The sequence below is a fragment of the Thermodesulfobacteriota bacterium genome (assembly GCA_040756475.1).
In the GTDB taxonomy this organism is placed as follows: Bacteria; Desulfobacterota; Deferrisomatia; order Deferrisomatales; family JACRMM01; genus JBFLZB01.
Map to the genome: position 1 here is coordinate 1 of JBFLZB010000053.1, position 25,357 is coordinate 25,357.

24 protein-coding genes are annotated in these 25,357 nt (G+C 68.8%); 11 read left to right on the forward strand and 13 right to left on the reverse strand.

Annotated features, from left to right (window positions below):
* The 3 genes from AB1578_09725 to AB1578_09735 all read right to left on the reverse strand — a co-directional run.
* Positions 1 to 229 (reverse strand): PEP/pyruvate-binding domain-containing protein (locus tag AB1578_09725; GenBank protein MEW6488176.1); only part of this gene is annotated, 229 nt, incomplete at its 3' end.
* A 66-nt stretch (positions 230 to 295) separates the two neighbouring features.
* Positions 296 to 2,140 (reverse strand): PEP-utilizing enzyme, encoded by a 1,845-nt coding sequence (locus tag AB1578_09730; GenBank protein ID MEW6488177.1) that lies wholly within the window; start codon positions 2,138 to 2,140, stop codon positions 296 to 298.
* 48 nt (positions 2,141 to 2,188) lie between these two features.
* Positions 2,189 to 2,836: a hypothetical protein gene (locus AB1578_09735; GenBank protein MEW6488178.1), complete on the reverse strand. Its 648-nt coding sequence runs from the start codon at positions 2,834 to 2,836 to the stop codon at positions 2,189 to 2,191.
* A gap of 525 nt (positions 2,837 to 3,361) precedes the next feature.
* Here AB1578_09735 and AB1578_09740 point away from each other — a divergent pair.
* The 11 genes from AB1578_09740 to AB1578_09790 all read left to right on the forward strand — a co-directional run bounded on the left by AB1578_09740 (position 3,362) and on the right by AB1578_09790 (position 14,058).
* A complete protein-coding gene (locus AB1578_09740) occupies positions 3,362 to 4,699 on the forward strand; it encodes an AMP-binding protein (GenBank protein MEW6488179.1) in 1,338 nt (445 codons plus the stop codon).
* A gap of 2 nt (positions 4,700 to 4,701) precedes the next feature.
* Positions 4,702 to 4,896 (forward strand): hypothetical protein, encoded by a 195-nt coding sequence (locus tag AB1578_09745; protein MEW6488180.1) that lies wholly within the window; start codon positions 4,702 to 4,704, stop codon positions 4,894 to 4,896.
* 50 nt (positions 4,897 to 4,946) lie between these two features.
* On the forward strand, positions 4,947 to 5,912 hold the full coding sequence (locus AB1578_09750) for a transporter (GenBank protein ID MEW6488181.1): 966 nt from the start codon (positions 4,947 to 4,949) through the stop codon (positions 5,910 to 5,912).
* Between the two features lie 194 nt (positions 5,913 to 6,106).
* Positions 6,107 to 6,994: a xanthine dehydrogenase family protein subunit M gene (locus tag AB1578_09755; protein ID MEW6488182.1), complete on the forward strand. Its 888-nt coding sequence runs from the start codon at positions 6,107 to 6,109 to the stop codon at positions 6,992 to 6,994.
* Between the two features lie 93 nt (positions 6,995 to 7,087).
* The gene (locus tag AB1578_09760; protein ID MEW6488183.1) at positions 7,088 to 7,624 is read left to right on the forward strand and encodes a (2Fe-2S)-binding protein; all 537 of its coding nucleotides are present in this window, start codon (positions 7,088 to 7,090) and stop codon (positions 7,622 to 7,624) included.
* 116 nt (positions 7,625 to 7,740) lie between these two features.
* Positions 7,741 to 10,032, forward strand: a complete 2,292-nt coding sequence (gene hcrA, locus AB1578_09765; GenBank protein MEW6488184.1) for a 4-hydroxybenzoyl-CoA reductase subunit alpha — start codon at positions 7,741 to 7,743, stop codon at positions 10,030 to 10,032.
* A gap of 48 nt (positions 10,033 to 10,080) precedes the next feature.
* Entirely contained in the window at positions 10,081 to 10,716 is a 636-nt protein-coding gene (locus AB1578_09770) for a pyrimidine 5'-nucleotidase (protein ID MEW6488185.1), read from the forward strand.
* Positions 10,717 to 11,075: 359 nt separating this feature from the next.
* Positions 11,076 to 11,321, forward strand: coding sequence for a hypothetical protein (locus AB1578_09775; GenBank protein ID MEW6488186.1), 246 nt, complete (start codon positions 11,076 to 11,078; stop codon positions 11,319 to 11,321).
* Between the two features lie 228 nt (positions 11,322 to 11,549).
* Positions 11,550 to 13,349, forward strand: coding sequence for a translation elongation factor 4 (lepA, locus tag AB1578_09780; protein MEW6488187.1), 1,800 nt, complete (start codon positions 11,550 to 11,552; stop codon positions 13,347 to 13,349).
* Complete coding sequence (locus tag AB1578_09785) at positions 13,342 to 13,602, forward strand: hypothetical protein (protein ID MEW6488188.1); 261 nt, start codon at positions 13,342 to 13,344, stop codon at positions 13,600 to 13,602. The genes lepA and AB1578_09785 overlap by 8 nt, the downstream gene beginning before the upstream one ends.
* A 51-nt stretch (positions 13,603 to 13,653) precedes the next feature.
* Entirely contained in the window at positions 13,654 to 14,058 is a 405-nt protein-coding gene (locus AB1578_09790; protein MEW6488189.1) for a CoA-binding protein, read from the forward strand.
* On the opposite strand, the gene AB1578_09795 is transcribed toward AB1578_09790, so the two are convergent.
* The 10 genes from AB1578_09795 to AB1578_09840 form a co-directional block, all read right to left on the reverse strand.
* Entirely contained in the window at positions 14,043 to 14,801 is a 759-nt protein-coding gene (locus AB1578_09795; protein ID MEW6488190.1) for an arginyltransferase, read from the reverse strand. The two genes, AB1578_09790 and AB1578_09795, sit on opposite strands and share 16 nt — an antisense overlap.
* A gap of 394 nt (positions 14,802 to 15,195) precedes the next feature.
* Entirely contained in the window at positions 15,196 to 15,660 is a 465-nt protein-coding gene (smpB, locus tag AB1578_09800) for an SsrA-binding protein SmpB (GenBank protein MEW6488191.1), read from the reverse strand.
* Between the two features lie 4 nt (positions 15,661 to 15,664).
* Positions 15,665 to 16,093: a SoxR reducing system RseC family protein gene (locus AB1578_09805; GenBank protein ID MEW6488192.1), complete on the reverse strand. Its 429-nt coding sequence runs from the start codon at positions 16,091 to 16,093 to the stop codon at positions 15,665 to 15,667.
* A gap of 59 nt (positions 16,094 to 16,152) precedes the next feature.
* Positions 16,153 to 17,223: a M42 family metallopeptidase gene (locus AB1578_09810; protein MEW6488193.1), complete on the reverse strand. Its 1,071-nt coding sequence runs from the start codon at positions 17,221 to 17,223 to the stop codon at positions 16,153 to 16,155.
* 128 nt (positions 17,224 to 17,351) lie between these two features.
* Positions 17,352 to 18,527 carry a bifunctional glutamate N-acetyltransferase/amino-acid acetyltransferase ArgJ gene (gene argJ, locus AB1578_09815; protein MEW6488194.1) on the reverse strand — a complete coding sequence of 392 codons (1,176 nt, stop codon included), beginning with the start codon at positions 18,525 to 18,527 and terminating at the stop codon, positions 17,352 to 17,354.
* Entirely contained in the window at positions 18,524 to 21,193 is a 2,670-nt protein-coding gene (gene secA / locus AB1578_09820; protein ID MEW6488195.1) for a preprotein translocase subunit SecA, read from the reverse strand. Before secA ends, argJ begins: the two co-directional genes overlap by 4 nt.
* A gap of 157 nt (positions 21,194 to 21,350) precedes the next feature.
* Positions 21,351 to 22,199 carry a hypothetical protein gene (locus AB1578_09825; GenBank protein ID MEW6488196.1) on the reverse strand — a complete coding sequence of 283 codons (849 nt, stop codon included), beginning with the start codon at positions 22,197 to 22,199 and terminating at the stop codon, positions 21,351 to 21,353.
* Positions 22,200 to 22,202: 3 nt separating this feature from the next.
* The gene (locus AB1578_09830; protein MEW6488197.1) at positions 22,203 to 24,419 is read right to left on the reverse strand and encodes a tetratricopeptide repeat protein; all 2,217 of its coding nucleotides are present in this window, start codon (positions 24,417 to 24,419) and stop codon (positions 22,203 to 22,205) included.
* Between the two features lie 10 nt (positions 24,420 to 24,429).
* Positions 24,430 to 24,813 (reverse strand): glycine cleavage system protein GcvH, encoded by a 384-nt coding sequence (gene gcvH, locus AB1578_09835; GenBank protein MEW6488198.1) that lies wholly within the window; start codon positions 24,811 to 24,813, stop codon positions 24,430 to 24,432.
* 48 nt (positions 24,814 to 24,861) lie between these two features.
* Positions 24,862 to 25,357 (reverse strand): M24 family metallopeptidase (locus AB1578_09840; GenBank protein ID MEW6488199.1); only part of this gene is annotated, 496 nt, incomplete at its 5' end.

Consider the following 25,357-nt stretch of genomic DNA (forward strand, 5'->3'; position numbering starts at 1 on the left):
TCACCTCCCCCAGGGTGGCGAGGTACGCGCCGAGCTCTTCCTTGATCCCGGTCTCCTCCAGGAAGAGCTCGTTGGCGTGCAGCGTCAGGGCAAAGCCCGGGCTCACCCGGATCCCCGCCTTCATCATCTCGCCGAGGTTGGCGTTCTTCTTCCCCACCAGGGGGAAATCGCCCCCAACGAGCTCTTCGTACCAGAAGGAGATCCTCGTCTGCCGATCAGCGTCAGCCATGGCGGTTCCTTGGTCTGGTTGCGTGCACACGGTGTCCTCCGGGTCCGGGATGCGTGCAGTGCCGGCTCAGGCCGCGCGCTCCACGATGGTCACGGAGCCCTGGTCCCCGTCGATGCGGATCAGATCGCCGTTTTTGATGACCGAGGTGCCCCGGCCCGTGCCCACCACCGTAGGCAGGCCGTACTCACGGCACACGATGGCGGCGTGGCACATGGCGCCGCCCACGTCGGTGACGCAGCCGGCGATCTTGGTGAAGGCGGGCGCCCAGCTCGGCGAGGTGGTGGTGGCCACCAGGATCTCGCCCTCCTGCAAGAGCGCCAGGTCCTTCACGTCGCGGATCACCCGCGCCCGGCCCTCCACGATGCCCGAGGAACCCGGGGAGCCCGCGAGCTCTTCGCCCGAAGCGCCGGTAGCGGCCTCCACCCCCTTGAGCCAGTTCTTGAGCACGTTGGTGGTTACGCCCCAGAGCACGATGCTGAAGGGCTCGGTGACGGTGTCGGGGGGCGTGCCCAGCGCCGGCGGAGGCGTCCACTCCTGGAACTTCTTCATCACGCCCCGGCGCCACTCGATCTCCTTGGGCCAGTAGGAGGGGCCCCGGGCCCGGGTGCCCGTGGCCCAGCTCGTCACGTGGTCCCAGAGGGCGTCGCGGATCTCGCCCCGCTTGAGGTACCAGATGTCCTCCCGGTCCTTCAGGAACCCCGCCCCCACCAGGATGTCGGCCACCTGGCGCACCTTGTTCCAGAAGATGCTGTGGAACCAGTGCTCCACGTAGAAGAGGTGATCCTCCACGTAGGGGAAGACCCGCTGGGACACCGCGAGCCCCTGGTCGAAGGCCTGCCGGTCTTCGTCGGAGGAGATGAGGTCTCGGTACTCCTGGATGAGGCGCTCGCGCTCCTCGATGAGCTTCTGCGTGGGCCGCCCCACGGGCTTGCCCGCCTTGAGGGCGTCGATGTGCATGCGGATCGACGCAAACGGGATGTTGAGGTCGTCGTTCCAGGACTTGTGGTGGTGGTACCAGCCGGTGCCCGTGGAGATGTAGAACCAGGGGTAGCGGGCCTTCTCCAGCTCGTCGAGCCAGTACTTGCCCTCGTTGGTCTTGGCGAGCTCGGCCATGGCGGCCGCGGCGTCGTGCTGCTGGAGGAGCACGCCGTCCACCCGGGTCTCGATGGCGAGCTTCGCCAGCCGGATGAGCTCCGAGTCGGGCTTGTACATCACCACGTCGATGCCCGACACCATCTTCGTGAGGGTGGAGATGGGGATGTCGGGGAAGATCTGGTTGGCCGTGTTGATGAAGGTCACGTAGGCGGCATAGCCGAGGTTGAGGAACTCGAAGTGGTACTGCCAGATCATGAGCCCCTTGTGGATGAGGTCGTCGTACTGGGTCAGCAGGTGGTAGCCGCTGCCGATCCCCTTGTTCTCGAAGACGATGCTCTCGTCCTCCACTTCGGGGAGCGGACGGAAGCTCACCTCGTCGAGCTCGCCCAGGAGCTTCACGACCTTCACCTTCCAGTCCTCGTAGAGCCGGTCCCAGTTCTCGTAGTAGTACCCCGCGCGCTTGAGGAACGTGGGCACCCGGCGGCCCACCTCCTCGGGATCGGGGACCCCCACGGGGGTGATGTACACATGGCCGTTGACGATGCGGTGGTCGATGCCGAGCGCCGGCGGCACGAGGAAGGTGCGGGTGTTGTTCTGGGAAAGGGCCAGGAACCACGCCTCGTCCCAGATCAGGTCGAAGGGGTAGTGGGGCTCGGGGTAGTGGAGCCCGTCGTAGAACCAGAGCTGACTGCTCTCGAACTCGGCCCGCGCCGGGTCGTCCGTGGTGAACTGGTAGTGGTACGGGTACATCCGTTCCCAGCCCTCGGTTCCGGGGATCGTCGGGACGTCGTGGGGATCGAGGAACTTGGTGCTCATGGGGTGCCTCCTCGCGTCGGGTTGCGAAACGGGGGTCCAGGTCTCGGCCTACAGGCGAAACCAGCGCGGCTCGTCGAACCGCTCGGTGGTGCGCAGGATGCGGCTCTTGTAGTTGCGGACGTAGTCGCGGCACAGGGTGTAGGTCACCTCCCGGAAGGAGGGGTTGCCGAGCAGGCGGCCGATGTCGACGGAATCCCGGAAGGTGAGCTCGAGGATGGCCTCGCTGAAGCCCCCGATGAGGACGTTCCAACCCTGGGTGACCTCCACGTAGTCCAGGGCCTCCAGGGCAGGCAGGTACTCGGAGCGCAGGAAGCCCTCGTACTCCTCCCGCCGCTCCGGGGCGACGTCGTAATACAGGTTGTACTTCCACACGCCCTTCTGGATGGCGTAGTCGCCTTTCCCCCGGAGGAGGGCCGGCTCCAGGATTTTGCTGGAGTAGTTGACGACATAGTCCCTGAGGGCGCGCTTCAAGGCCCCGAAGCGCGGGTCGGACATGGCGGCGGTGAGAGCGGACAAGGACGGGGCGCTCTTGACGGAGATCACCTTGGGGCCGATCCCCACCGCCACGTAGTACCCTCCCACCGATTGCAGACCCAGCCGGTCGCACTCGGGGATGAAGGAACGGGTGACGAACTGCGCGTAGGCATCTTCCTGTCCGCGAATCACGTCCCAGTCCTGGGTGAAGAGAAGCGACATGGAGGTCCTCCCTTGCTCGGGTGTGGCGCGGTACGGGGAAAGGCCTACCGTACGGCACAAAACCTGTTTGTAATCGTGGAACCACAGGACGCGCTTCCGGAGGAGACGGGTCCCTGCGCACCCGCAAAGAGTCCTTCGCAAGCCGCGTGCCAAGGCATGCCGGAAGGCTATTTTCGCAAAACAGCGTTCCAGCAATGCGCCAAGGACAGACAACGATGCGGCAGCAGTGTCGCATTTTGCGGCCCGCCCCGCCGCACAAGGCGTGGCGCCGGGAAGAAACGATGCGTCAGGTGTGACGTATCGGGCGGGCAGCGGCGACGGAGGACCCAACAGACCGGGGCGGGGACCTCCTGAGCACCGGCGAAAAGCGCCGCGGAGCCGCGTTCCGTGGGTCTCGAGGGGGGCCGCCCCTGAGGCACGGTTGTTGCTGGGATTCGTTGTTGCTGGGATTCGGAGACATGGATGACCCCGGGGGCTCGCCGGTGCGCGAGCCGCCCCGGCCGAACGGGAGCACGAGGAGGCCCGATGCAGCTCGACGCGCGCGAATACTGGAACCCGATGCTGGAGACCCTGGACCCGGAGGCGACCCGGGCCCTCCAGCTGCGCAAATTTCGCCGGGTGGTTTCTTGGGTGTACGAGAAGAGCCGCCTCTACCGCCGCAAGTACGAGGCGGCGGGGATCCGGCCCGAGGACATCCGCACCTGGGAGGACGTGGCGCGGGTGCCCCTGAGTGCGAAGGACGACTACCGGTGCCAGGGGATCGACCCCTTCCCCTATGGGGATACCCTGTGCGTGCCCCTGGAGGAGGTCACGGAGTTTCGCCAGACCAGCGGGACGACCGGGACCCCGGTCTACCAGCCCGATACCTGGGCGGACTGGGAGTGGTGGAGCGAGTGCTGGGCCACCATCCTGTGGGCCCAGGGATTTCGGCCCTCGGACCGGGTGTTCATCCCCTTCGGCTACAACATCTTCGTGGCCTACTGGGCGGGCCACTACGCGGCGGAGAAGATCGGCTGCGAGGTGGTGCCGGGGGGGATCCTGGGTACCCGGGAACGTCTGATGAAGATGAAGGAGCTTCGCACCACCGCCTTCATGGCCACCCCCACCTACGTCCTCGGCATGGCCGAGAGCGCCCGCAAGGAGCTCGGCGCCGACCCGCGGGAGTGGGGCATCCAAAAGATCCTCTGCGCCGGGGAGCCGGGGGCGCTGGTCCCCAGCACCAAGCGGCGCATGGAGGAGGCCTGGGGCTGCCCTGTGTGCGACCACGTGGGGGCCACCGAGGTGGGGGCGTGGTCCTTCGAGTGCCGCCACCGGCCCGCGGGGCTCCACGTCAACGAGGCCATGTTCCTGGTGGAGCTCCTGGAGCTCGACTCCGACACCGAGGTCACCCGGCCCGGGGTGCCCGGGCGCATCGTCATCACCTCCTTCGACCGGCAGGCCCAGCCCTGCGTGCGCTTCGACACCAAGGACGTCTCCATGTGGGCCGACCGGACCTGCGGCTGCGGGCGCACCTGGCGGATCCTGGATCAGGGAGTCCACGGCCGCGTGGACCACATCACCAAGGTCAAGGGAGTGCTCTTCTCCCCCATCGCCGCGGAGGAGGCGGTGCGGTCCTTCCCGGAGCTCGAAGGCGAGTTCGAGATCGAGGTGGAGAAGCGCGGCGACCTCGACCACATCCGGCTCAAGGTGGAGATGCCGCCGGCCGCCTCCCAGGGGCAGCGCGAAGAGCTCCTGACGCGGCTGGGCAGCGCCCTTCGGGTGAAGACCCAGCTCAACTTCGAGCTCGTGCCGGTGGAACTCGGCAGCCTCCCGCGCTACGCGCTGAAGGCGAAGCGGTTCCATGACCGGAGAAAGGAGGCGTAACGGTGTCACAGGAGAGCGCGGCGGCCCGGATCGCCAAGGCACTGGAGGCCTTGGCTCAGGACCTGGACGAGCTGCACGCCGCGGGCGCGCAGGTGCCGGCGGTGGAGCGCAACACCATGCGGCTTCGGGGAACCCTGCGGGCCCTCCAGATCCAGTTCGAAGACCTGGTGCGCGTGCAGAGCGGCGAGGGTCTCTGACGCGTGTCCCCACCCCCCACCCGCCACCCATGAGAGGAAAGGAGTACGGCATGTCGCGAGCTGCTCGAAGGTTGCCCCCCTGGGGCCGGGTCCTGCCCCTGGCCCTCCTGCTCCTGGCCCTCGGTACCCCCTCCTGGGCCAACCTGCCCCTGGCGGGCCAGCACTACCCCAACGGCGTGGAGGACTTCGTGGTCGGAGCCCTGCCCCCCCCGGGGACGTACCTCAAGAACTACTTCGGGCTGATCCAGAAGGACCGGCTCATGGACGACAAGGGCAGAAACACCGGTCTCGACTTCGAGGCGGACGTTACCGTGGTGGTCCCTCGTTTCATCTGGGTGAGCCCCTACACGATTCTCGGTGCCTCGTGGGGCATGCAGGCGTTCTTCCCACTCTACTGGGCCGACGTGCGCGCCCCGGCCCTGGGCATCGACCACCGCCAGTCGGGCCTCGGGGACATCATCGTGAACCCCTTCATCCTCGGGTGGCACTTCAGCCCCAACTTCCACATGGTCGCCACCGTGGATGTCTGGGTCCCCTCGGGGAACTACAAGAGCGACGACCCGGCCTCCCAGATCCTCAACAAGAACCACTGGACCTTCGAGCCCGTGGTGGCGGTCAGCTACCTGCACAGCGGCTTCGACTTCTCCGCCAAGCTCATGTACGACTTCAACACGAAGAACGACGACTACAACCTGATCGGTGTCGGCAAGGGGGAGCTCGAGCCCGGCCAGGAGTTCCACTTCGACTGGGCCGTGAGCTACGCGCACAAGGAGGGCTTGCGGTACGGCCTGTCGGGCTACTCGTACTGGCAGACCACCAAGGACGAATTCGAGGCCGACGGCGGAGGGCCGACGATCAAGGGCGACCGGGGCCAGGTCCACGCCCTCGGCCCCACCGTGAAGTACTGGCCCGACCAGGGGCGGTTCAGCGCGGTCTTGAAGCACCACTGGGAGTTCGGCGCCAAGAACCTCCCCGAGGGGCAGGCCACCTGGCTCAACGTGGTCTGGGCGTTCTGAGTCCGACTTTCGGCCTCTGTTCTGCCCCATTTCTGGTAGTATGCCCGGGAGCGGCAGGCCCGCCTGCCGCTCCCGGTTTCGCCCCGGGCCGCCGCCGCAGGGCAGCGCCGCAGGGTGGGTCGAGCGAAGCGGACCCACCGGACTTGCCGCCTCGGGAGCTGGCATCCCCATGTCCCCCCTTGGGAGCCCTTCGCATGTATCTTCCCGACTTCGACTACCACGCCCCCGACACCCTGGGGGGGGCCTGTGCCCTGCTGGCCTCCCTCGGCTCCGAGATGAAAGTGCTCGCCGGGGGTACCGACCTCCTGCACAAGATGAAGGTGGGAAAGCTCGCCCCCAAGGCCCTGGTATCCTTGAAGCGCCTCGATGCCCTGCGGGACATCCGGTACCAGGAGGGGCGGGGGGTGGTGATCGGGGCGCTCGCGACCCAGAGCGACGTGGTGGATTCCCCGGTGCTCCATGCGCGCTATCCCTCGGTCTCCGAGGCGGCCCACCGCATGGCGTCGCTCCAGATTCGAAATCTCGGGACCGTGGGGGGAAACATCGTCAACGGGGTGCCCTCCGCGGACCTCCCCCCGATCCTCATCGCCCTGGGGGCCACGATCCGGCTCGTGCACGCGGGGGGGGAGCGCACCCTGCCCCTGGAGGAGTTCTTTCACGGCGCGGCCGAGACCGCCATCGCCCCCGGGGAGATCCTCACCGAGGTCGTCATCCCCGACGGCCCCTTCACGGGGAGCTGCTACCTCAAGTTCGGCTTGCGCCGCTCAGGGGCGCTCGCGGTGGCGGGGGCGGCGGCGGCGGTGCAGGTGGAGGGCGGCGTGATCCGCCAGGCCCGGGTGGCGCTGGCCTCCTGCGCCCCCACGGTCATCCGCTCCCCCGCTGCCGAGGAGTACCTGCGGGGCAAGCCCGCCACCCCGGAAGTGCTGGAGGAGGCCGGCCTGCGCGCCGAAGCCGACAGCCGCCCGAGAGACAGCATCCGCGGCTCCGCCGAGTACCGCCGCAACCTGGCCCGGGTGCTCACCAAGCGGGCGCTTCGCAAGGCGGTGGACGAGGGGCACGGAAGAGTGAAGGGTGAAGAGTGACGAGGATCGGCCGGATCGGCCGGATCCGTCGGATCGGACCGATCGGTCCGAATCTCCAACTGACAACGGACCACGGACAACGGACCAAATTCCATGCAAGCTCTCCAAGACAGATCCGGCGTCAAGCGCTACCTCGTCACCCTGCGGGTGAACGGCGACGACCGCACCGCGGTGGTGAAGGCCAACACCACCCTGACGAACCTCCTCCGGGACGAGTTCGACCTCACCGGCACCAAGAAGGGCTGCGAGCTCGGCGACTGCGGCTCCTGCACGGTGCTCCTCGACGGCAAGCCCGTGGATTCGTGCATGGTACTGGCCGTGGAGGCCGACGGCCGCGAGGTCACGACCATCGAGGGCGTGGCAGCCAACGGCCGGCTCGACGCCCTCCAGGAGAGCTTCGTCAACCACGGGGCGGTCCAGTGCGGCTACTGCACCCCCGGCATGATCCTCTCGGCCAAGGCCCTCCTCACCCGCAACCCTTGCCCCACCGAGCCCGAGATCCGGGAGGCCATCGGCGGCAACCTGTGCCGCTGCACCGGCTACGTCCACATCGTGGAGGCCGTGAAGGCGGTGGCAGAGGGGCGCGTCTCCCCCGAGGACGAGCCCGGAGTGGAGTGGATGAAGGGCTAAAGGGGTGACGGGTGACGAGTGACGAGTGAAAAGGGCAATCGGTCCGATCCGACCGATCCGACCGATCGGTCCGAAACTCCAACTGACCACGGACCACGGACAACGGACCAAACACCATGACTCCTAGACACACCGTAATCGGCCGAAGCGTTCCCCGCATCGACGGGCGGGAGAAGGTGACCGGGGCGGCGAAGTACACGGGGGATTTGAAGTTCCCCAACATGCTCCACGGCAAGATCCTCACCAGCCCCCACGCCCACGCCCGCATCCTGGCCATCGACACCTCCGAGGCCGAGCGCCTGCCGGGGGTGAAGGCCGTCGTCACCCACCGGGACGTGCCCTCCCTCAAGTACGGCATCAGCCCCGCCCGGTGGGACGAAAACATCTTCTGCATCGACAAGGTGCGGTTCGTGGGAGACAAGGTCGCGGCGGTGGCGTGCGTGGACGAGGAGACCTGTTACCGGGCCCTTCGGCTCATCCGGGTGGAGTACGAGCCCCTGCCGGCGGTGCTCGACTTTCGCCGGGCCATGGACGAGGACGCCCCCCAGGTACACGACGAGTACGCGCGCAACATCAACACCGAGATCCACCAGAGCTTCGGCGACATCGAGGCGGCCTTCGCCCAGGCCCACCACGTGCGCACCGACGCCTTCCTGGGCCAGCGCACCTACCAGGCCCCCATCGAGCCCCACTCGGCCATCTCCATGTGGGAGGGCGGCAAGCTCACCGTCTACTCCAGCACCCAGTCGCCCCACTACTTCCAGTACTACATCGCCCGGGAGTTCGGCCTGCCCATGGGCGACGTACGCGTCATCAAGCCCTACCTGGGGGGCGGGTTCGGGGGAAAGCTCGAGCCCACGGGACTGGAGTTCGCCGGGGCGGCGCTGGCGCGGATCACCGGCCGGCCGGTGCGCATGTTCTACGACCGGGCAGAGATGTTCGCCCACAACCGGGGCCGCCACGCCCAGTACATGGAGATCACCACCGGGGTGACGAAGGAGGGAAAGATCCTCGGCGCCCACGCGAACTTCCTCATGGACGGGGGCGCCTACACGAGCCTGGGGATCGCCACGGCCTACTATGCCGGGGCGCTCCTGCCGCTCACCTACGAGTTCGACCACTACAAGTTCGACCTCTACCGGGTCTACACGAACCTGCCCGCCTGCGGGGCCCAGCGGGGGCACGGGGCACCCCAGCCCAAGTACGCCTTCGAGAGTCACCTGGACAACGTGGCCGCGGACCTGGGGCTCGACCCCATGGACATCCGCCTGGTCAACGCCCGGCGGCCCAACACCGTGACCCCCAACGACTTCGGGATCAACTCCTGCGAGCTCAAACGCTGCCTGGAGCGGACCCGGGAGATCTCGGGCTGGGACGCCAAGAAGGGCAAGCTCCCCCGGGGCCGGGGCATCGGGGTCGCCACCGGGAGCTTCGTCTCCGGGGCGGGCTACCCCATCTACCGCACCGATCTCCCCCACTCGGCCGTAGTCCTCAAGGTGAACCAGGACGGCACCTCCGCCACCCTCTACACCGGCGCGCCCGACATCGGCCAGGGCTCCGACACGGTGCTGTGCCAGATGGCGGCCGAGGCCATGGGGTACCGGTACGAGCAGATGCGCATCGTCGCCGCCGACACCGAGACCTGCCCCATGGACCTGGGGGCCTACTCCAGCCGCCAGACCCTCATGACCGGGGCGGCGGCGAAGCAGGCAGGCGAGGAGGTTCGGCGCCAGGTCCTGGAGGCGGCCTCGGGGATGCTGGGGGTGCCCGCCGACGACCTGGACTGCGCAGACGGGGTGGTCTTCTCCCGCTCCCACCCCGAGAAGACCGCGACCTTCGAGGAGGCCGCACGCCGGCACTTCGTGCTACACGGGCCGCTGGTGGGCAAGGGCTCTTACAAGCCCCCGAAGCTCGGCGGCACCTTCAAGGGAGCCCCCGTGGGCACGAGCCCCGCCTACAGCTTCGGCGTGCAGGCCGCCGAGGTGCAGATCGACGAGGAGACGGGCGAGATCACCGTTCTCGACGTGTGGGACGTCCACGACTGCGGCACCGTCATCAACCCCCGCCTCCTCCACGGCCAGGTCCACGGGGCGCTTGCCATGGGAATGGGAGAGACGGTGTGGGAGCAGGTGGTCTTCGACGAGAACGGGGCCATCAAGAACCCCGACCTCGCAAACTACCGCATTCCCACGGCACTCGACATGCCCCGGGTCCATTCCGAGGTCGTCGACTCCCACGAGCCCGCCGGCCCCTGGGGCGTCAAGGAGATCGGCGAGGGCGCCACCAACCCCACCATGGGCTGCTTCTCCAACGCCATCTTCGACGCCATGGGCGTGCGGGTGAACAGCCTGCCCCTGTCCTACGAGAAGGTCTGGCGGGCCCTGCGGGACAAACGGGAAGGGCGGTAGGAAGACGGGGGCGGTTCAAGAGCTTCTCCTTCCCGTGACCGTGCACCCATGACCCGCACCTGGATCCTCGACCTCGACAACACCCTCTACCCGGCCGCCACGGGCCTCTTCGACGAGGTGGACCGGCGCATCGACGCCTACATGGCGGTGCGCCTGGGGATCCCCCCGGAGGCGCGCCCCGAGTTGCGCCGGCGCTACCGGGCCGAGTACGGGGTCACCCTGGGGGGGCTCCTGGCCCACCACGGCGTGGACGCCCAAGACTACCTCGCCTACGTACACGACGTGCCCCTGGCCGACTACCTCGCCCCCGACCCGGCCTTGGCCGAGGCCCTGGGGGCGGTGCCCGGCCGCAAGGTCATCTTCACCAACGGCTCCGAGGCCCACGCCCGGGCCGTGCTGGGCCTGCTGGGCGTCGAGGAGGCCGTGGAGGCCGTCTTCGACATCGCCTTCATGGGCTACGTCCCCAAGCCCCGACCCCAGGGCTACCGCCTTCTTCTGGCCGCCCTGGGCGCCGAGGCCGGCGCCTGCTGCCTCGTGGACGACCTGGTGGAGAACCTCGACACCGGCCGCGCCCTGGGCATGGCCACCGTGCTCGTCGGCCCCCGCGCCGCTCCTCCCCATCTGCACCTCACCACCGCCCGCGACCTTCCCACCCTGCGGGAGCTCACCGAGCCGGCTGGCTGAAGAGGCTCCAGATTCCCGAGCACGAAACTCGGTATAGTTCGCCCACCTCACGCCTGAGCGGCGGTTCTCCTCGCCCCCTCGCGGTTTCTCCCGCCACGTTCCTCGTTCGGACCCCTTCCGCAGCCCCCGGGCCATATTGTGAAACTATACACCAGGGCTCCCGCCGTGCCCCGCGTTGCCCCAGGCTTCCCCTCGGGGGGCGCGATTTCTTGGCGTCCAATCAGCTTTCCTGAGATTCTTTGCTCGTGGTCGCGCTTTCTTTCACTTTTGGCACGCATCCTGCTCTTGTCAGAGGGCGAGACGAGCAACCCACCCCACACCGCACACCCTGCCCCGGGGGGAAACGGAAGGAGAAAGCCATGAAGACCACCGCCAGAACCCTCTACCTGACCGCCATCGCCACCGTGGCCCCCGCCGCCACCGCCCTTGCCGCCACCGGCACCCGTCAGGACACCAGCGGGATCTTCGTGTGGGCCTTCCTCGGCTTCTGCGCCCTCATCGTCGCCGCCCAGGTGGTGCCCGCCATCCTGATGGCCATCGGGGCCGCCAAGGGCGCGGTGGAGGGAATCCGCGAAAAGCGCACGGCACCCGCCCGCATGCACTGATCCAACCGAGCCGACTCACCGGTAGACGAAGGGCCCGGGTCCACCGACCCGGGCCCTTCGTGCTTCCGATTCCGCGCAAGGGCCGCCGCCAAAGGTCTCCGGTGAGAACCACGGGGCCGTGCCGGCGAAACCCCGGTGTCGAGACTTGCTCCGAAGCTTCTCTCCAGACGGGGACTCGGGGTACACTTCGCGCCTTGTGCACGAACCGACCCAGACGGATCAGAGGGCATGGAGAACATCCGCAACTTTTGCATCATCGCCCACATCGACCACGGCAAGTCGACGCTCGCCGATCGGCTCATCCAGGCGTGCGGGGCGGTGGCCGACCGGGAGTTCCACGACCAGCTCCTCGACTCGATGGACATCGAGCGGGAGCGCGGCATCACGATCAAGTCGAACTCCATCACCCTGAACTACCGGGCGCGGGACGGGCGGGAGTACGTCCTGAACCTCATCGACACCCCCGGCCACGTGGACTTCTCCCACGAGGTGCGCCGCTCCCTCATGGCCTGTGAGGGGGCGCTGCTGGTGGTGGACGCCACCCAGGGGGTGGAGGCCCAGACCGTGGCGAACCTCTATCTGGCCCTGGAGTACGACCTCAAGCTCCTGCCCGTGATCAACAAGATCGACCTCCCCGCTGCCAACGTGGAGGGCGCCCGTGAGGAGATCGACGCGGACCTGGGACTCGACCCCTTCGAGGCGATCCCCATCTCGGCCAAGAAGGGCATCGGCATCGACGAGGTCCTCGAGGGGATCGTGGCCCACCTGCCGCCCCCCCAGGGAGACCCGGAGGCACCCCTCCAGGCACTGATCTTCGACGCCTTCTACGATCCCTACCGGGGCGCCATCCTCCTGTGCCGCGTCCGCGACGGCGTCTTGCGGCCGGGCCAGCGCATCCGGTTCATGCACACCGAAAAGGAGCACGAGGTGGAGGAGGTGGGCCTGCTGCGCCTGGGCCGCATGAAGGGAAGCGAGCTCGCGGCGGGGTCGGTGGGATACGTGATCGCGGGCATCAAGACGATCCGCGACGTGGAGATCGGCGACACCATCACCGACGCCGACCGGCCGAGCGCCGAGCCGATCCCCGGCTACCGGCCCGCGAAGCCGGTGGTCTTTTCCTCCATGTACCCCGTCTCCACCGACGAGTACGAGGACCTGACGCGCGCCCTGGAGAAGTTCTCCCTGAACGACGCGGCCCTCGTGTACCAGAAGGACTCTTCGGCGGCCCTGGGCTACGGGTTCCGGTGCGGCTTCCTCGGGCTCCTGCACCTGGACGTGGTCCAGGAGCGGCTCTCCCGGGAGTTCGGGATGTCGCTCATCCTCTCCGCGCCCTCGGTGCTCTTCAAGGTCACCCTGACCGACGGGAAGCTCGTGGAGGTGGACAACCCCACCTACTGGCCCGACCCCGTGAAGATCCGCTCGGTGGAGGAGCCGTTCATCCGCGCCACCCTTCTGTGCCCCGAGAAGTACATGGGCACCGTGATGGACCTTTGCCGCGAGTACCGGGCGGCAAACATCACAGTGAACTACCTCGCCGTGGGGCGGGTCGAGATCGTGAGCGAGATGCCTCTCGCCGAGGTGCTCTTCGACTTCCACGACCGTTTGAAGACCGTGACCCGGGGATACGGCTCCTACGACTGGGAGGAGCTGGAGTATCGGCCGAGCGACATCGTCAAGGTCGACATCCTGGTCAACGCCGAGAAGGTCGACGCCCTCTCCTACCTGGTGCACCGCGACAAGGCCCGGGCGCGGGCGCTCCACTACTGCGAGAAGCTCGCCGAGATGATCCCGCGCCACCAGTTCAAGATCCCCATCCAGGGCGCCATCGGCGGCTCGATCATCGCCCGCACCAACATCCAGGCGGTGCGCAAGGACGTGACCGCCAAGTGCTACGGCGGCGACATCACGAGAAAGCGAAAGCTCCTGGAGAAGCAGAAGGAGGGGAAGAAGAAGATGCGCATGTTCGGGTCGGTGGAGATCCCCCAGGACGCGTTCGTGGCAGTGCTGCGCACGGACAAGAATGCCTGAGGCCCTCCCGGCTGACCCGGCCCCCGGCTCGGCAGATCGGGTCTTCTACGGCAGCGATTTCTGCAATCTGCCCTACGCCTGGGATCGGGAACTGCGCCAAGTCCGCGCCCTGGGGCTTTCCGATGCCCGGCTCGAAAAGCTTCTCTTCCGCAACGCCGGGGACTTCTTCGGGCTTCCTGCGCCCCGGCCCCAAACGGCATCGGGCGGGACCCCGCCCACCGCCCCCGGCTGCGAAAACGGCCACTCGGGCTGAGGGGCCACCCGCCGGACCCTCCCCCCTTCGCACCCAGGAGGATCACAGGCCATGACCCCCGACGAACGCATCCAGCAGTTCCTGGCAGCCCCGGCCTTCGCCGTGGCCGGCGCCTCCGCCGACCGCTCCAAGTTCGGCAACAAGGTCCTGCGCTGCTACCTGCAGAAGGGTCGCCGGGTGTTCCCGGTGCACCCGAAGGAGAGCGCCATCGAGGGACTGCCGTGCGTGGCCCGCGTAGCAGACCTGCCCGACGAGGTCCAGGGCCTCTCGGTGGTCACGCCCCCCGCCGTCACCGAGCAGGTGGTGGAGGACGCGATCGCCCGGGGCATTGGCAACGTGTGGATGCAGCCCGGCGCCGAGAGCCCGGCTGCGGTTGCCCGCTGCGAAGCGGCGGGGATCAACGTCATCGCCGACGGGAGCTGCGTACTCGTGGTGCTCGGCTACCGGGAGGAGTGAGGGCGCGGAACCCGCAACGCCTCCCCGAAAGGCCGCCACAGGCCGTCGGTGCCCAGGAGCTCGCACGGGCGAAAGGCCTCCTTGTACTCCATCTTGGAGCAGCCCCGCACCCAGTAGCCGAGGTAGTAGTAGCGCAGGCCCAGAACCCGCGCGGCCCGAAGCTCCACAAGGCTCCCGAATACCCCCAGGCTGCGCCGGGGAAGATCCGGGTCGAAGTAGAAGTACACACTGCTCAGGGCCAGGGGGGTGCGGTCGCAGATCCCCACCCCGGTCAGACGCCCTTCCGGGCTCCGCAGGCACACCTCCACCGTCTGGGTGGGGGTGCGGTACAGGAAGTCCTCCAGATCCGGCACGTCTCCCGCCATCTGGCGATCGTGGCGGGCGGCCAGGTAGCGGGCGTAGAGGTCGGCTTTCTCGGCCGTGAGGCGGGGCCGCCCCAGAGAGAGCACCAGGTCGCGGTTGCGGCGCAAGACCCGGCGCTGGCTCTTGCTCGGACGGAAGGTCCCCACCGGGACACGGATCGGCACGCAAGCCCGGCAGCCCGGACACGCCATCTGGTAGAAGACCCGGCCCGAGCGTCGAAACCCCGCGTCCATCAGCTCCTGGTACGCCCACCCCGGTGCGTCGCCGCACCCAAACCCCCGGCTCACCGCCGCGCGGCCCGCCAGGTACGGGCACGGGTGGGGCTGCGTCGTCGAGACTGCCAATCCTAGAGGCACCGGGGGCGCCGGGAAGAAGCTCATCCGCTGGGGCGGAGCCTCGCAGGGGCGTTCGCCAGACGGCTGAGGGCCGGCATGGGAGAGGACGGGGAGGAGAGGAGAAGGGGTGGCGCTCACGGTACCCGGTGGATAGCACGGAGGCCGACCCAGGGTCAACCGGGGGGCAGCCCTCCGGGAGGCAGCGCGCGGGCACAACGAAAAAAGAGCCCCCGGGGGACCGGGGGCTGGGGGAAGAGGCCTCGCAGGGCGAGGCTTGGCACGCCCCCATTCGAAAGCAACTCCCATGCCACCGCCAGGGAGCCACGATTTTGGCGCAAGAGAGGGGGCGGCGCCCGCCGAGTGCGGCATTTGCCGCAACCGAGCCCGAGGGAATTGGCGCGACCGCCGGTCGCGGTGAAGGAAGCCGGAGGGAGCGCGGTCAGCGCGACTTGATGGCCCGATCCATCTCGCGCCGGGCGTCGGCCTTCTTGATGTCTTCCCGCTTGTCGTAGAGCTTCTTCCCCCGCCCGAGCCCGAGCTCCACCTTGGCGTAGCCCCGCTTGAAGTAGATCTTGAGAGGGACGAGGGTGTAGCCCCGCTGTTGGATCTTCACGGCGAGCTTGCCGATCTCCCGGGAATGGAGGAGGAGTTTTCGGTCCCGGGTGGGGTCCTGCTCCTCCATACGGGTGTGGGAGTAGGGGGAGATGTGCAGGCCCGAAAGCCAAACCTCGCCCTTCTCCTCCCAGGCGTAGGCGTCGGTAAGGTTGGCCTTGCCGTCGCGCAGGCTCTTCACCTCGGCCCCGCGAAGGACGATCCCCGCCTCGAGGGTCTCCTCGATGTGGTAGTCGCGGCGGGCCTTCTTGTTGCTGCACGCCACGTGGATGCCCTCGGGCCTCTTCCCCACCACGTCAGCTCCCCTCTCTGCCGGTGATGCGCGGGCCCGTGGATGCGGACGGGCCACCCCCGAGGAAACGCGAAGCCACGAGCGCCGCGCCCATGGCCATTAGCCCCAGGGCCGCGGCCCCCATGTCCCGCGAGAGACCCAGGGAGGGCGCCAGGGCGTTGCCGGCGACCGCCCCCGCCAGCAGCGCCGCTGCCGGGACGAGGTACACGAACAGCCCCGCCTTGAGCACGGTCCCCTCCGGTACGGCCACCATCACCCGGTCCCCCGGGGCAACCCCCAGGGGATCCTCTGCCCACACCCGAACCTCGCGGCCGCCCCCGGAGCACCCGCAGGCCCCCGCCCCTCCGCAGGACTCGCAGGCCCCGGAGCGGGTCATCTGCACCAGCGCCCGGCCCAACCGGGACTCGATCACGATGCCATGTTCCTGGATCAAGGGGTTGCTCGTTGGGGGTTGCACGTTGCTCGTTGCACGTTGCGGCCCCCCGTCACCCGTCACTGCGGTATCCAATCCGCCCCGGGACCGACCTTGAGGAGGAAGGCAACCAGGAGGTCGGCGGCGGCATCCACGTCGGCAAGGCTCAGGACCTCGGCGGGGGTGTGCATGTAGCGGAGCGGGATCTCCACCAGGGCCGTGGCCACGCCGCTGCGGCTGAGCTGCATGACGTTGGCGTCGGTGCCGGTGGCCCGCGGGGCGGCCTCGTACTGGAGGGCGATGCCCGCCTCCCGGGCGCTCTCCTGGAGGAGCTCGAAGACCTTGGGGTTGATGTTGGGGCCCCGGGAGAGCACCGGGCCCTTCCCGACCTGCACGTCTCCGATGGCCTTCTTGTCGACTCCCGGGTGGTCGGTGGCGAAGGTGACCTCGACGCAGATGCCCACGTCGGGATCGATCCCGTAGGCGCTCGTGCGTCCGCCCCGCAGGCCCACCTCCTCCTGGACGGTGGAGACCCCGAAGACCGAGCATTGGAGCTTCGCGCGGCGTGCCGAGAGCCGCCGCAGGGTCTCGGCCACCACGAACGACCCCATCTTGTCGTCCAGGCCCCGGGCGCAGACCCGGTCGTTCCCCCCCAGGCGCTCCATCTCCACGGCGAAGGTCATGGGGTCGCCCACGGCCACGTGCGCCTCGGCTTCGGCCCGGTCCTTGGCGCCGATGTCCACCGCCAGGTCCTTGAGCTTCACCACCTTGGTGCGCTCGTCCTGTTCCAGGAGGTGGATGGGCTTTCGCCCGATGACCCCCAGGACCGTACCGTTTCGCCCGTGAACCCGCACCCGCTGGCCGGGCAGGAGGTGGGCGTCGACCCCGCCGATGGGGGCGAAGTAGAGGAACCCCTGGTCGTCCACGTACTGGACCATGAGCCCGATCTCGTCCACGTGCCCCGCCAGCATCACCCGGGGCCGCTCGGGCCCCCGGAGGACGCCCCAGGTGTTGCCCATCACGTCGGTGCGCACCTCGTCCACGTGGGGCGCCACGTACTCGCGCCACACCCGCTGGGCCGGCTGCTCGTACCCGGAGGGACTCGGACTGTCGGCGAGGCGCTTGAAGAAGGAAAAGACGTTTTCGTCCATGAAGGCTTGCTCGTCGTGGGTTGCGGGTTGCCGGTTGCTCGTTGCGGGTTGCGCGTTGCGGGTTGTCGGTTGCTCGTGAAAGAACGTGGCGCTCGCTCCCCAACGCGCAACGTGCAACGTGCAACGCGCTACGTCCTATAGTCTGCGTTGATCTTCACGTACTCGGCGGTGAGGTCGCAGGTGGTGACGGTGGCTTCGCCGGGGCCCTCCTTCAGGTCGAGCCGGATCTCGTACTCCCTGCCCTTCATCTGCTCGTGGGCGCGGGCCTCGGCTTCCGGGCCGAGACCCAGGCCGTCCGCCACCACGGGCACGCCGCCGACGGCGATGGCGAAGGGACCACCTCCGTAAGCGTTGGAGCGGCCCAGGGCCGCCGCGATGCGGCCCCAGTTGGGGTCTTCCCCGTGAAGGGCGGTCTTCACCAGCGGGCTCTCGGCCACGGTGCGGGCGATGGCGAGCGCCGCCTCGGCCGTGGCCGCGCCCCGCACCCGCACGTCCACCACCTTGGTGGCCCCCTCCCCGTCGCGCACCATCATGCGGGAGAGCTCGCGGCACACCTCTTGGAGCATCTGGGCCAGGCCGGCCAGCGCCGCGGGCTCTTCCTCCAGGGGCGTGCCCCCGGCGGCTCCGCTCGCCAGGGCGAGCACCGTGTCGTTGGTGGAGGTGTCCCCGTCCACGGTGATGCGGTTGAAGGTCTCCTCCGCCGCTTCGGACAGGGCCCGCTGGAGGGCCGCGGTGCCCACCGGGGCGTCGGTGGCGAGGAAGGCGAGCATGGTGGCCACATCGGGGCGGATCATCCCCGCGCCCTTGGCGATGCCCAGCACCCGAAGCTCCCGGCCCCGCACGGAGATCGCCCGGGAGGAGACCTTGGGGAAGCTGTCGGTGGTCATCATGGACCGGGCAAAGGGCCCCGGATCGTCCCCCAGGGCGGCCACGAGCGCGGGGAGCGCGTCCTCCATCCGATCCACCGGGAGCGGCATCCCGATGACCCCGGTGGAGCAGGGGAAGACCGCCTCGGGCGCGATCCCGAGCTCGGCCGCGAGGGCCGCGGTGAGACGCGCGGCGTCGGCGAGGCCCTGGGGCCCCGTGCACGCGTTGGCGTTGCCCGAGTTGACGAGCACGGCCCGGGCCGTGCCCCGGGCCAGCCGCTCCCGGCAGAGCACCACCGGCGCCGCCGTGACCCGGTTGCGGGTGAAGACCCCGGCCACCGCGGCCTCGCTCTCGCTCAGGAGCAGCCCCAGGTCGAGGCGGCCGGGCTTCTTCACGGCGGCCTCGGCGGCGGCGAAGCGAAACCCCCGGGGAATCACGCGGCACCTGCCTGGGCGCTCGCCCCGTGGCACTTCTTGTACTTCTTCCCGCTCCCGCAGGGGCAGGGGTCGTTGCGGCCCACGTCGGGGCCCTTCTTCCGCACGGGCTCGGGGGCTTCGGGGCGGGAACCGTGGGAGAGCACGAGCCGGGTCTGCTTGCTCGGCTGCTCGATCTCGCGGACCTTCTCCTCCTTGACGATCTGGATGAGGAAGAGCTTCTCCAGCACGTCCTCCTCCACCCGGCTTCGCATGGCCATGAACATCTCGAAGCCTTCCTTCTTGTAGACCACGATCGGCTTTTCCTGGGCGTAGCCCCGAAGCCCGATCCCCTCCTTCAGGTGGTCCATGCCCAGCAAGTGGTCCTTCCAGTGGGTGTCGATGGCCTGGAGGAGCAGGTACTTCTGGAGCCGGGCCGCCATCTCGGGCCCGAACTCGGCGACCTTCTCGTCCAGGCGGTGGAGCACCGCCGCCACCACCCGGTCTGCGAGCTTCTCCTTGAGGCCCTGGAGCTCCTCGTCGCTCTCCAGGAGCTGCACGTGGAACTGCTTGAAGAGCATCTCCCGCATCCCCTGCACGTCCCACTTGTCGGGGGGCTCGGCCGGGGGGCACCGCCCGTCGGCGATGTCGGCGGCCACGGCCTCGGCCATCTGCCGGATCTGCCCGGAGAGGTCTTCGGACCCCAGAACCTCGCGGCGCCAGGTGTAGATGGCCTCGCGCTGCTTGTTCATGACGTCGTCGTACTCGAGCAGGTGCTTGCGGATGTCGAAGTTGTGGGCCTCTACCTTCTTCTGGGCATTCTCGATGGCCTTGGAGATCCACGGGTGCTGGATGTCCTCTCCCTCCTGGAGACCGAGCTTCGTCAGGAGCCCCGCGATGCGCTCGGACCCGAAGATCCGCATCAGGTCATCTTCGAGGCTCAGGTAGAACCGGGAGGAGCCGGGGTCCCCCTGGCGGCCGGACCGGCCCCGCAGCTGGTTGTCGATGCGCCGGCTCTCGTGGCGCTCGGTGCCCAGGATGTGGAGCCCTCCTGCGGCGAGCACCTCCTGCTTTTCCCGGGCGCAGACCTCGCGGTACTTCGCCAGCGCCGCCTGGTACCCGTCGGGGTTGGCTTCCGGGTCCGCCTCGGCCTTGGCGAGGAAGACCGGGTTGCCCCCGAGCATGATGTCGGTGCCGCGGCCTGCCATGTTGGTGGAGATCGTCACCGATCCCTTGCGGCCCGCCTGGGCCACGATCTCGGCCTCCCGCTCGTGGTACTTGGCGTTGAGGACGTGGTGGGGCACCCCCCGGCGCTTGAGCATCCGGGAGACCTTCTCGGAGTTCTCGATGGAGATGGTGCCCACGAGGATCGGCTGGTTCTTCTTGTGGAGCTCCTCGATCTCGGCCACCACCGCGTCGAACTTCTCGGTTGCCGTGCGGTAGACCACGTCGCCGTGGTCCACGCGGATCATGGCCTGGTTGGTGGGGATGACCATGACGTCGAGGTTGTAGATCTGCTTGAACTCCACCGCCTCCGTGTCGGCGGTGCCGGTCATGCCGGCGAGCTTTTCGTACATCCGGAAGAAGTTCTGGAAGGTGACGGTGGCCAGCGTCTGGTTCTCGCTCTCGATGCGCACCCCCTCCTTGGCCTCCACGGCCTGGTGGAGCCCGTCGCTCCAGCGGCGGCCGGGCATGAGGCGGCCCGTGAACTCGTCCACGATGGTCACCTTGCCGTCCTTGACCACGTACTCCACGTCGCGCTTGTACATCACGTGGGCGCGCAGGGCCTGGTTGACGTGGTGGAGCATCTCGATCTGCCGCGGGTCGTAGAGGTTCTCAACACCGAGCAGGCGCTCCACCTTGGCCACGCCCTGCTCGGTGAGGATGACCGTCTTGGCCTTTTCGTCCACGTTGTAGTCGCCGTCTTCCCCCTTCTCGCCGGTCGCCCGGCGCAGGTGGGGGATGATGCGGTCCACCACGTAGTACTTGTCGGTGGACTGCTCCGAGGGCCCCGAGATGATGAGCGGGGTGCGGGCCTCGTCCACCAGGATGGAGTCCACCTCGTCGACGATGGCGTAGTGGAACTCACGCTGGACGTAGTCTTCGAGCCGGAACTTCATGTTGTCGCGCAGGTAGTCGAACCCGAACTCGTTGTTGGTGCCGTAAGTGATGTCGGCCCCATAGGCCGCCCGCCGCTGCGCGTCGTCGAGCCCGTGGACGATGACCCCCACGCTCATGCCCAGGAACCGGTAGACCTCTCCCATCCACTCCGAGTCGCGCCGGGCGAGGTAGTCGTTCACCGTCACCACGTGGACCCCCCGCCCGGTAAGGGCGTTGAGGTACACGGGCAGGGTGGCCACCAGGGTCTTGCCCTCGCCGGTCTTCATCTCGGCGATCTTGCCGGCATGGAGCACCGCGCCGCCCACGAGCTGCACGTCGAAGTGGCGCATTCCCAGGGTGCGCCGGGCGGCCTCCCGCACGGCCGCGAAGGCTTCGGGCAGCAGGTCGTCCAGGGGCTCGCCCCGGGCCAGCCGCTCGCGAAACGCAGGGGTGAGGCCCTTGAGATCGGCGTCCGAAAGTGCGCGGTAGGATTCTTCGACGGCGTTGATGCGCTCTACCAGCGGCCGCAGCCGCTTGAGGTCGCGCTCGTTCTTGGTGCCGAAGATCTTCTTCAGGATCATAGAAAGCATGGGGATGGCTCCGATGGCCGCGTGGGCGGCGTGGTGTCAACGCGGGGGCGTCTCGAGGGAGGGCGGGGCAGGACCCGGCCGGGGCGCGGCAAAGGGGCCCCCGGAACTCCGCCGGACCGCCGATGCTAGCACCCGGTCCGGGGGGAGTCAAAGCGTTTCAAGGCGCGTGGGGTGAGCCGAGGGCGTCGAGGAGCCGTTCCACCTCGTTGAGCGCCGAGGGGTCGAGCACGTGCGTGGGAGGGGTGGTTTCTGCTCCGGTCATTCCGGGATCGATTCCCGTGAAACCGCCGCCAAAGACCTGGCGCGCCAGTTCCACCCGGGCCAGGGCCAGGGCGTGGCCCAGGCCCTTGGCGGGGTCTGCCGAAAGGCGGTCCAGGGCCTCGGAAGAGAGCAGGTCGGGCCGCCCGCACGCCGCGGCGCGATGGACGAGCACGCGGCGGACGTCTGCGGGGGAAAGGGCGGGCATCTCGAGCTCGGTCAAGCCCTGCCACGGCGCCGCGCCTTCTCCCCAAAGGCCCAGGGCCGCCAGGGGACGCCCCACGAGCCGAAGCTCCCCAAGAATCTCGAGCTCGGCCTCCCCTTCGGCCCCCAGGGCATCCGCGCAAAGGAAGACGATCACGGGGCCCCCGCGGCAGAACCCATCCACGAGTCGGGAATATACGCCGCCAGCTGCCGACACGGCCGACAGGGCGTCTCCCCCGCCGATCCCGGCTCCGGTTACCGTGCCGATATGGGTGAGGAGGTCGTCCGAAGCTCCGGGGGCGCACGGCACCGTGTCGGCGCACCACGCCACCGCGCGCCCTTCGAGCGCCAGGGCCTCTCCCACGCGCGACAGCAGGGTGCGGCGGCCGGAGCCGGCAGTCCCCCGCAGCCAGACCCCCTGCCCCGCCCGGAGCAACTCCTCCGCCTGCTCCCGAAGCGCCGCCCGGCCGGCGTCCTCCCAGTAGAGCTCCTCTTCGCACGGGGGGCCGAAGGGGTCGCGGGTGAGGCCCAGGACGCGGTACACGTGCTACCCGCCGACCCGGGTGCGCAGTTTCTGGATCCGGCTGCGCACGTCCCGGTGGGAAGGATCGAGCTCCGCCGTCTTCTCGAAGGACTGGAGCGCCCGGTCCCAGTCTCCCTCCTCTTCGCAGGTGCTCCCCATCTCGTAGAGGATGGCCGCCCGGTCCTCCGGCGTATTGGTGGGGGCCGCCAGGGCCATGCGCAGCGCGGCCAGGGCATCGGAGCGGCGCCCCTGGTCGCGAAACACCATGGAGAGAGAGGTATACGCATCGCGGGCCTTGTCCGGGGATCGGGCCGCCATCTGGAACTCCTGGGCCGCCTCGTCCATGAGTCCCATCTCGCGGTAGGCCACCCCCAGGTTGTAGTGGGTCTCGTAATCCGAGTCGTCCAGGCGCTCGGCGATCCCCGACTTGAACTCCCGGACGATGTCGTCGAGCTCCGAGACCTCGAAGTCCCCAAACCCCTCGAACGTGCTCCCGAGGCGCAGATCCATGCCCTCCAGCACCTCGGTCTGGAGGTCGATGAACCCGTCCTCCTCCCCGCCTGCTTGCGGCCCCTTCCACCCCAGGCGCTCCAGGCGGGTCGCCAGGTGGGGCGACGCCGGGAACCTCTGGCGCAGGCGCACGAGCACCTGCAGGGCCTCCTGGGGCCGCTCCTGCACCTCGAAGAAGTCGGCTTCCGCAAGCCCCTGGCGCAGCACCTCTTCCTCGGAATCCGCGGAGGCATCTCCCCCGTAGACCAGCCGGGGGCCCCCGGGCTGCTCTGCGAAGGAGGGCAGCGCGCCCCCCACGTCGATCTCCACCGTGTCCCTGCGGGGGAGCACGGCGTCGGGCTTGAGGTAGCCGATGGCGCTTCGGGCGTCGGCATTGTCCGGGTCGATCTCGAGGATGGACTGGTAGGCCCGCAGGGCCTCGGTCTCCCTCTTGGCTTTCAAGAAGAGCTCGGCAATGTGGAGCTGCTCGCCCACCCAGCCCTGCCGGTCTCCCTGGCGCAGGTACAGATCCCGCAGTTTCTGCCGGATCTCGATGTCGTCGGGGGCGAGCGCCGTGAGCTCCCGGAGCTTCTCGGCCGCCTTGTGCTCGATGCCGTACTTGAGGTACAGCTCGGCCTCCACGAGGCCTTCGTGCAGGCTGTCCCGCCCCGCCGGGGCCGCCGCCACCGCCGGCGCGGCCTCCCAGGGCTCGTCGAAGCCCGCGATCAAGAGGCCTTCGGGTTCGGACTCCACCACCAGGTCTCCCACCGCCAGCCGCGCTTCGGCGTCGTGGGAGTCGATTTCGAGCACCTTGCGGAAGTAGGCCTCTTCCTTCTGGTGAATGCCCCGGCGCCCATACACTTTGGCCACGGCCTTGTACGCCTGGGCAAGCTCCGTCCGGTCGCCCCGGGCCTGGGCGATGGCCGCGAGCTGCTCCAGGATGAACAGGTCGTCGGGGTCCTCGTCGTAGAGCCCCAGCGCCAGGCGCCGCGCCTCGGCAAGCTGTCCCAGCACCAGGTGGGACCGCAGCGCCAGGAGCCGCAACTCCCGATCGGACGGGTCGCGCTCCAGCCCTTCGCCCACCACCTGGAGCGCCTTGACCTCCTCTCCCAGGTCCACGTAGAGCTCGGCCAGACAGCGCAGCACCGAGGGGTGCCGGCCGGACTTCTCGTAGAAGCCCTCCACGGTCTGGAGGAGCTTTCGGGAGCGCCCTTCCCCCCGAAGCTGCAGGACGAGCTTGGAGAGCTCGGCCGCGAAGGCGTCGTACTTGCCCTCCTCCAGGTACAGCTCCGCCAGGTGGACCTTGATGGCCGCGTTCTCCGGGGCCATCTCCTCCATGCGTACCAGGAGCTGCTCCGCCTCGGGGGCCCGGTCGAGCTTGCGCAGGGAATCGACGCCACGCTTGAAGGCGGCCAGGGCATCCCCCATGAGCCCCTGCTTGAGGTACATCTCGCCCATGTTGCGCCAGAGCACGGGGCTCTCCGGGTCGGCGCGCAGGGCCTGCTTGTAGACGGCAATGGCCTTCAGGTAGAAGCCCTGGTCGGCATACGCCTCGGCCACCACGAGACACTCGTCGACGGCCTCGCGCTTCTTGCCGGCCCGGCCGTAGAGGTCGATGAGCTTCAGGCGGGTGCGGATGTCGCGGGAGTCGGCCGCGAGCACCTTCTTGTACTCTTCGATGGCCCGCTGGAACTGCCCCTTCTGGATGAAGCGCAGGGCGTTTCGGGCGATCTTGTCCCGGTCGATGGCCATGGAAATTCCCTTACTCCGCGCCCACCTGGCGCGCATAGGCTGCGGCGTCCAGGAGGCGGGAAGCGTCGAAGTCCGCCCCCAGCCGTACCCGGATCATCCAACCCGCCCCGTAGGGATCGTCGTTGACCCACTCGGGCGAGTCCGGAAGCGCGGCGTTGACTTCGAGCACCTCGCCCGTGACCGGACTGTAGAGCTCCGACACGGACTTGGCGGACTCCACCGTGCCGAACACCTCCCCGAGCACCACCCGGGTTCCCTTTGCGGGCAACTCCACGTACACGAGGTCGCCGAGCTCTTTTTGCGCGTGGTCGGTGATGCCGACCACGGCCTCACCCCCCTCGATCCGAGCCCAGGTGTGCTCGGCGTGGTAGCGAAGGTCCTGGGGAAACTCCATGACGCCTCCTGAAGCGGTGGGTCCGAAAGGTCGGACGGGTCGGACTCGTCAGACGGGTCCGGGGGAGCCCCGGCGGCCGTCGGCCAGTTCCTGCAGCCATTCTCGCGCGACCCCGAACTGCTTGGGCACCGAGGTGATGCGCGCGAAGCCTTGGGCGGTCACCCGCACGGTGTCCTCCAGGCGCACGCCGAACTCGCCGGGCAGGTAGATCCCGGGCTCCACCGTGACGACGGCTCCCTCCTGCGCCACCTCGTCGGACCGGGAGCTCACCGTGGGGGCTTCGTGCACGGCGAGCCCCACGCCGTGGCCCGTGCCGTGGCCGAAGTGGTCGCCGTAGCCCGCGGCCCGGATGACGTCGCGGGCGGCCCGGTCCACGTCGGCCAGGGGCACTCCCGGGCGCAGAGCCTCCAGGGCCGCTCGCTGGGCCTGGTAGACGATCTCGTACACCCCTCGGGCGCGCTCGTCCACGTTGTCGACGGGGCCCACGGGCAGGGTCACGGTCTCGTCCGAGCAGTAGCCGTCCAGCCGGACGCCGAAGTCCACG

Excerpts from the sequence above, each read along its gene's own strand:
- AB1578_09740 (MEW6488179.1), top strand. The coding sequence starts at position 3,362 with ATGCAGCTCGACGCGCGCGAATACTGGAACCCGATGCTGGAGACCCTG.
- hcrA (MEW6488184.1), top strand. The coding sequence starts at position 7,741 with ATGACTCCTAGACACACCGTAATCGGCCGAAGCGTTCCCCGCATCGAC.
- AB1578_09760 (MEW6488183.1), top strand. The coding sequence starts at position 7,088 with ATGCAAGCTCTCCAAGACAGATCCGGCGTCAAGCGCTACCTCGTCACC.
- AB1578_09795 (MEW6488190.1), bottom strand. The coding sequence starts at position 14,801 with ATGAGCTTCTTCCCGGCGCCCCCGGTGCCTCTAGGATTGGCAGTCTCG.
- AB1578_09830 (MEW6488197.1), bottom strand. The coding sequence starts at position 24,419 with ATGGCCATCGACCGGGACAAGATCGCCCGAAACGCCCTGCGCTTCATC.
- lepA (MEW6488187.1), top strand. The coding sequence starts at position 11,550 with ATGGAGAACATCCGCAACTTTTGCATCATCGCCCACATCGACCACGGC.
- AB1578_09750 (MEW6488181.1), top strand. The coding sequence starts at position 4,947 with ATGTCGCGAGCTGCTCGAAGGTTGCCCCCCTGGGGCCGGGTCCTGCCC.
- AB1578_09785 (MEW6488188.1), top strand. The coding sequence starts at position 13,342 with ATGCCTGAGGCCCTCCCGGCTGACCCGGCCCCCGGCTCGGCAGATCGG.
- AB1578_09755 (MEW6488182.1), top strand. The coding sequence starts at position 6,107 with ATGTATCTTCCCGACTTCGACTACCACGCCCCCGACACCCTGGGGGGG.
- secA (MEW6488195.1), bottom strand. The coding sequence starts at position 21,193 with ATGCTTTCTATGATCCTGAAGAAGATCTTCGGCACCAAGAACGAGCGC.
- gcvH (MEW6488198.1), bottom strand. The coding sequence starts at position 24,813 with ATGGAGTTTCCCCAGGACCTTCGCTACCACGCCGAGCACACCTGGGCT.
- AB1578_09735 (MEW6488178.1), bottom strand. The coding sequence starts at position 2,836 with ATGTCGCTTCTCTTCACCCAGGACTGGGACGTGATTCGCGGACAGGAA.
- AB1578_09730 (MEW6488177.1), bottom strand. The coding sequence starts at position 2,140 with ATGAGCACCAAGTTCCTCGATCCCCACGACGTCCCGACGATCCCCGGA.
- AB1578_09770 (MEW6488185.1), top strand. The coding sequence starts at position 10,081 with ATGACCCGCACCTGGATCCTCGACCTCGACAACACCCTCTACCCGGCC.
- AB1578_09775 (MEW6488186.1), top strand. The coding sequence starts at position 11,076 with ATGAAGACCACCGCCAGAACCCTCTACCTGACCGCCATCGCCACCGTG.
- AB1578_09810 (MEW6488193.1), bottom strand. The coding sequence starts at position 17,223 with ATGGACGAAAACGTCTTTTCCTTCTTCAAGCGCCTCGCCGACAGTCCG.
- AB1578_09790 (MEW6488189.1), top strand. The coding sequence starts at position 13,654 with ATGACCCCCGACGAACGCATCCAGCAGTTCCTGGCAGCCCCGGCCTTC.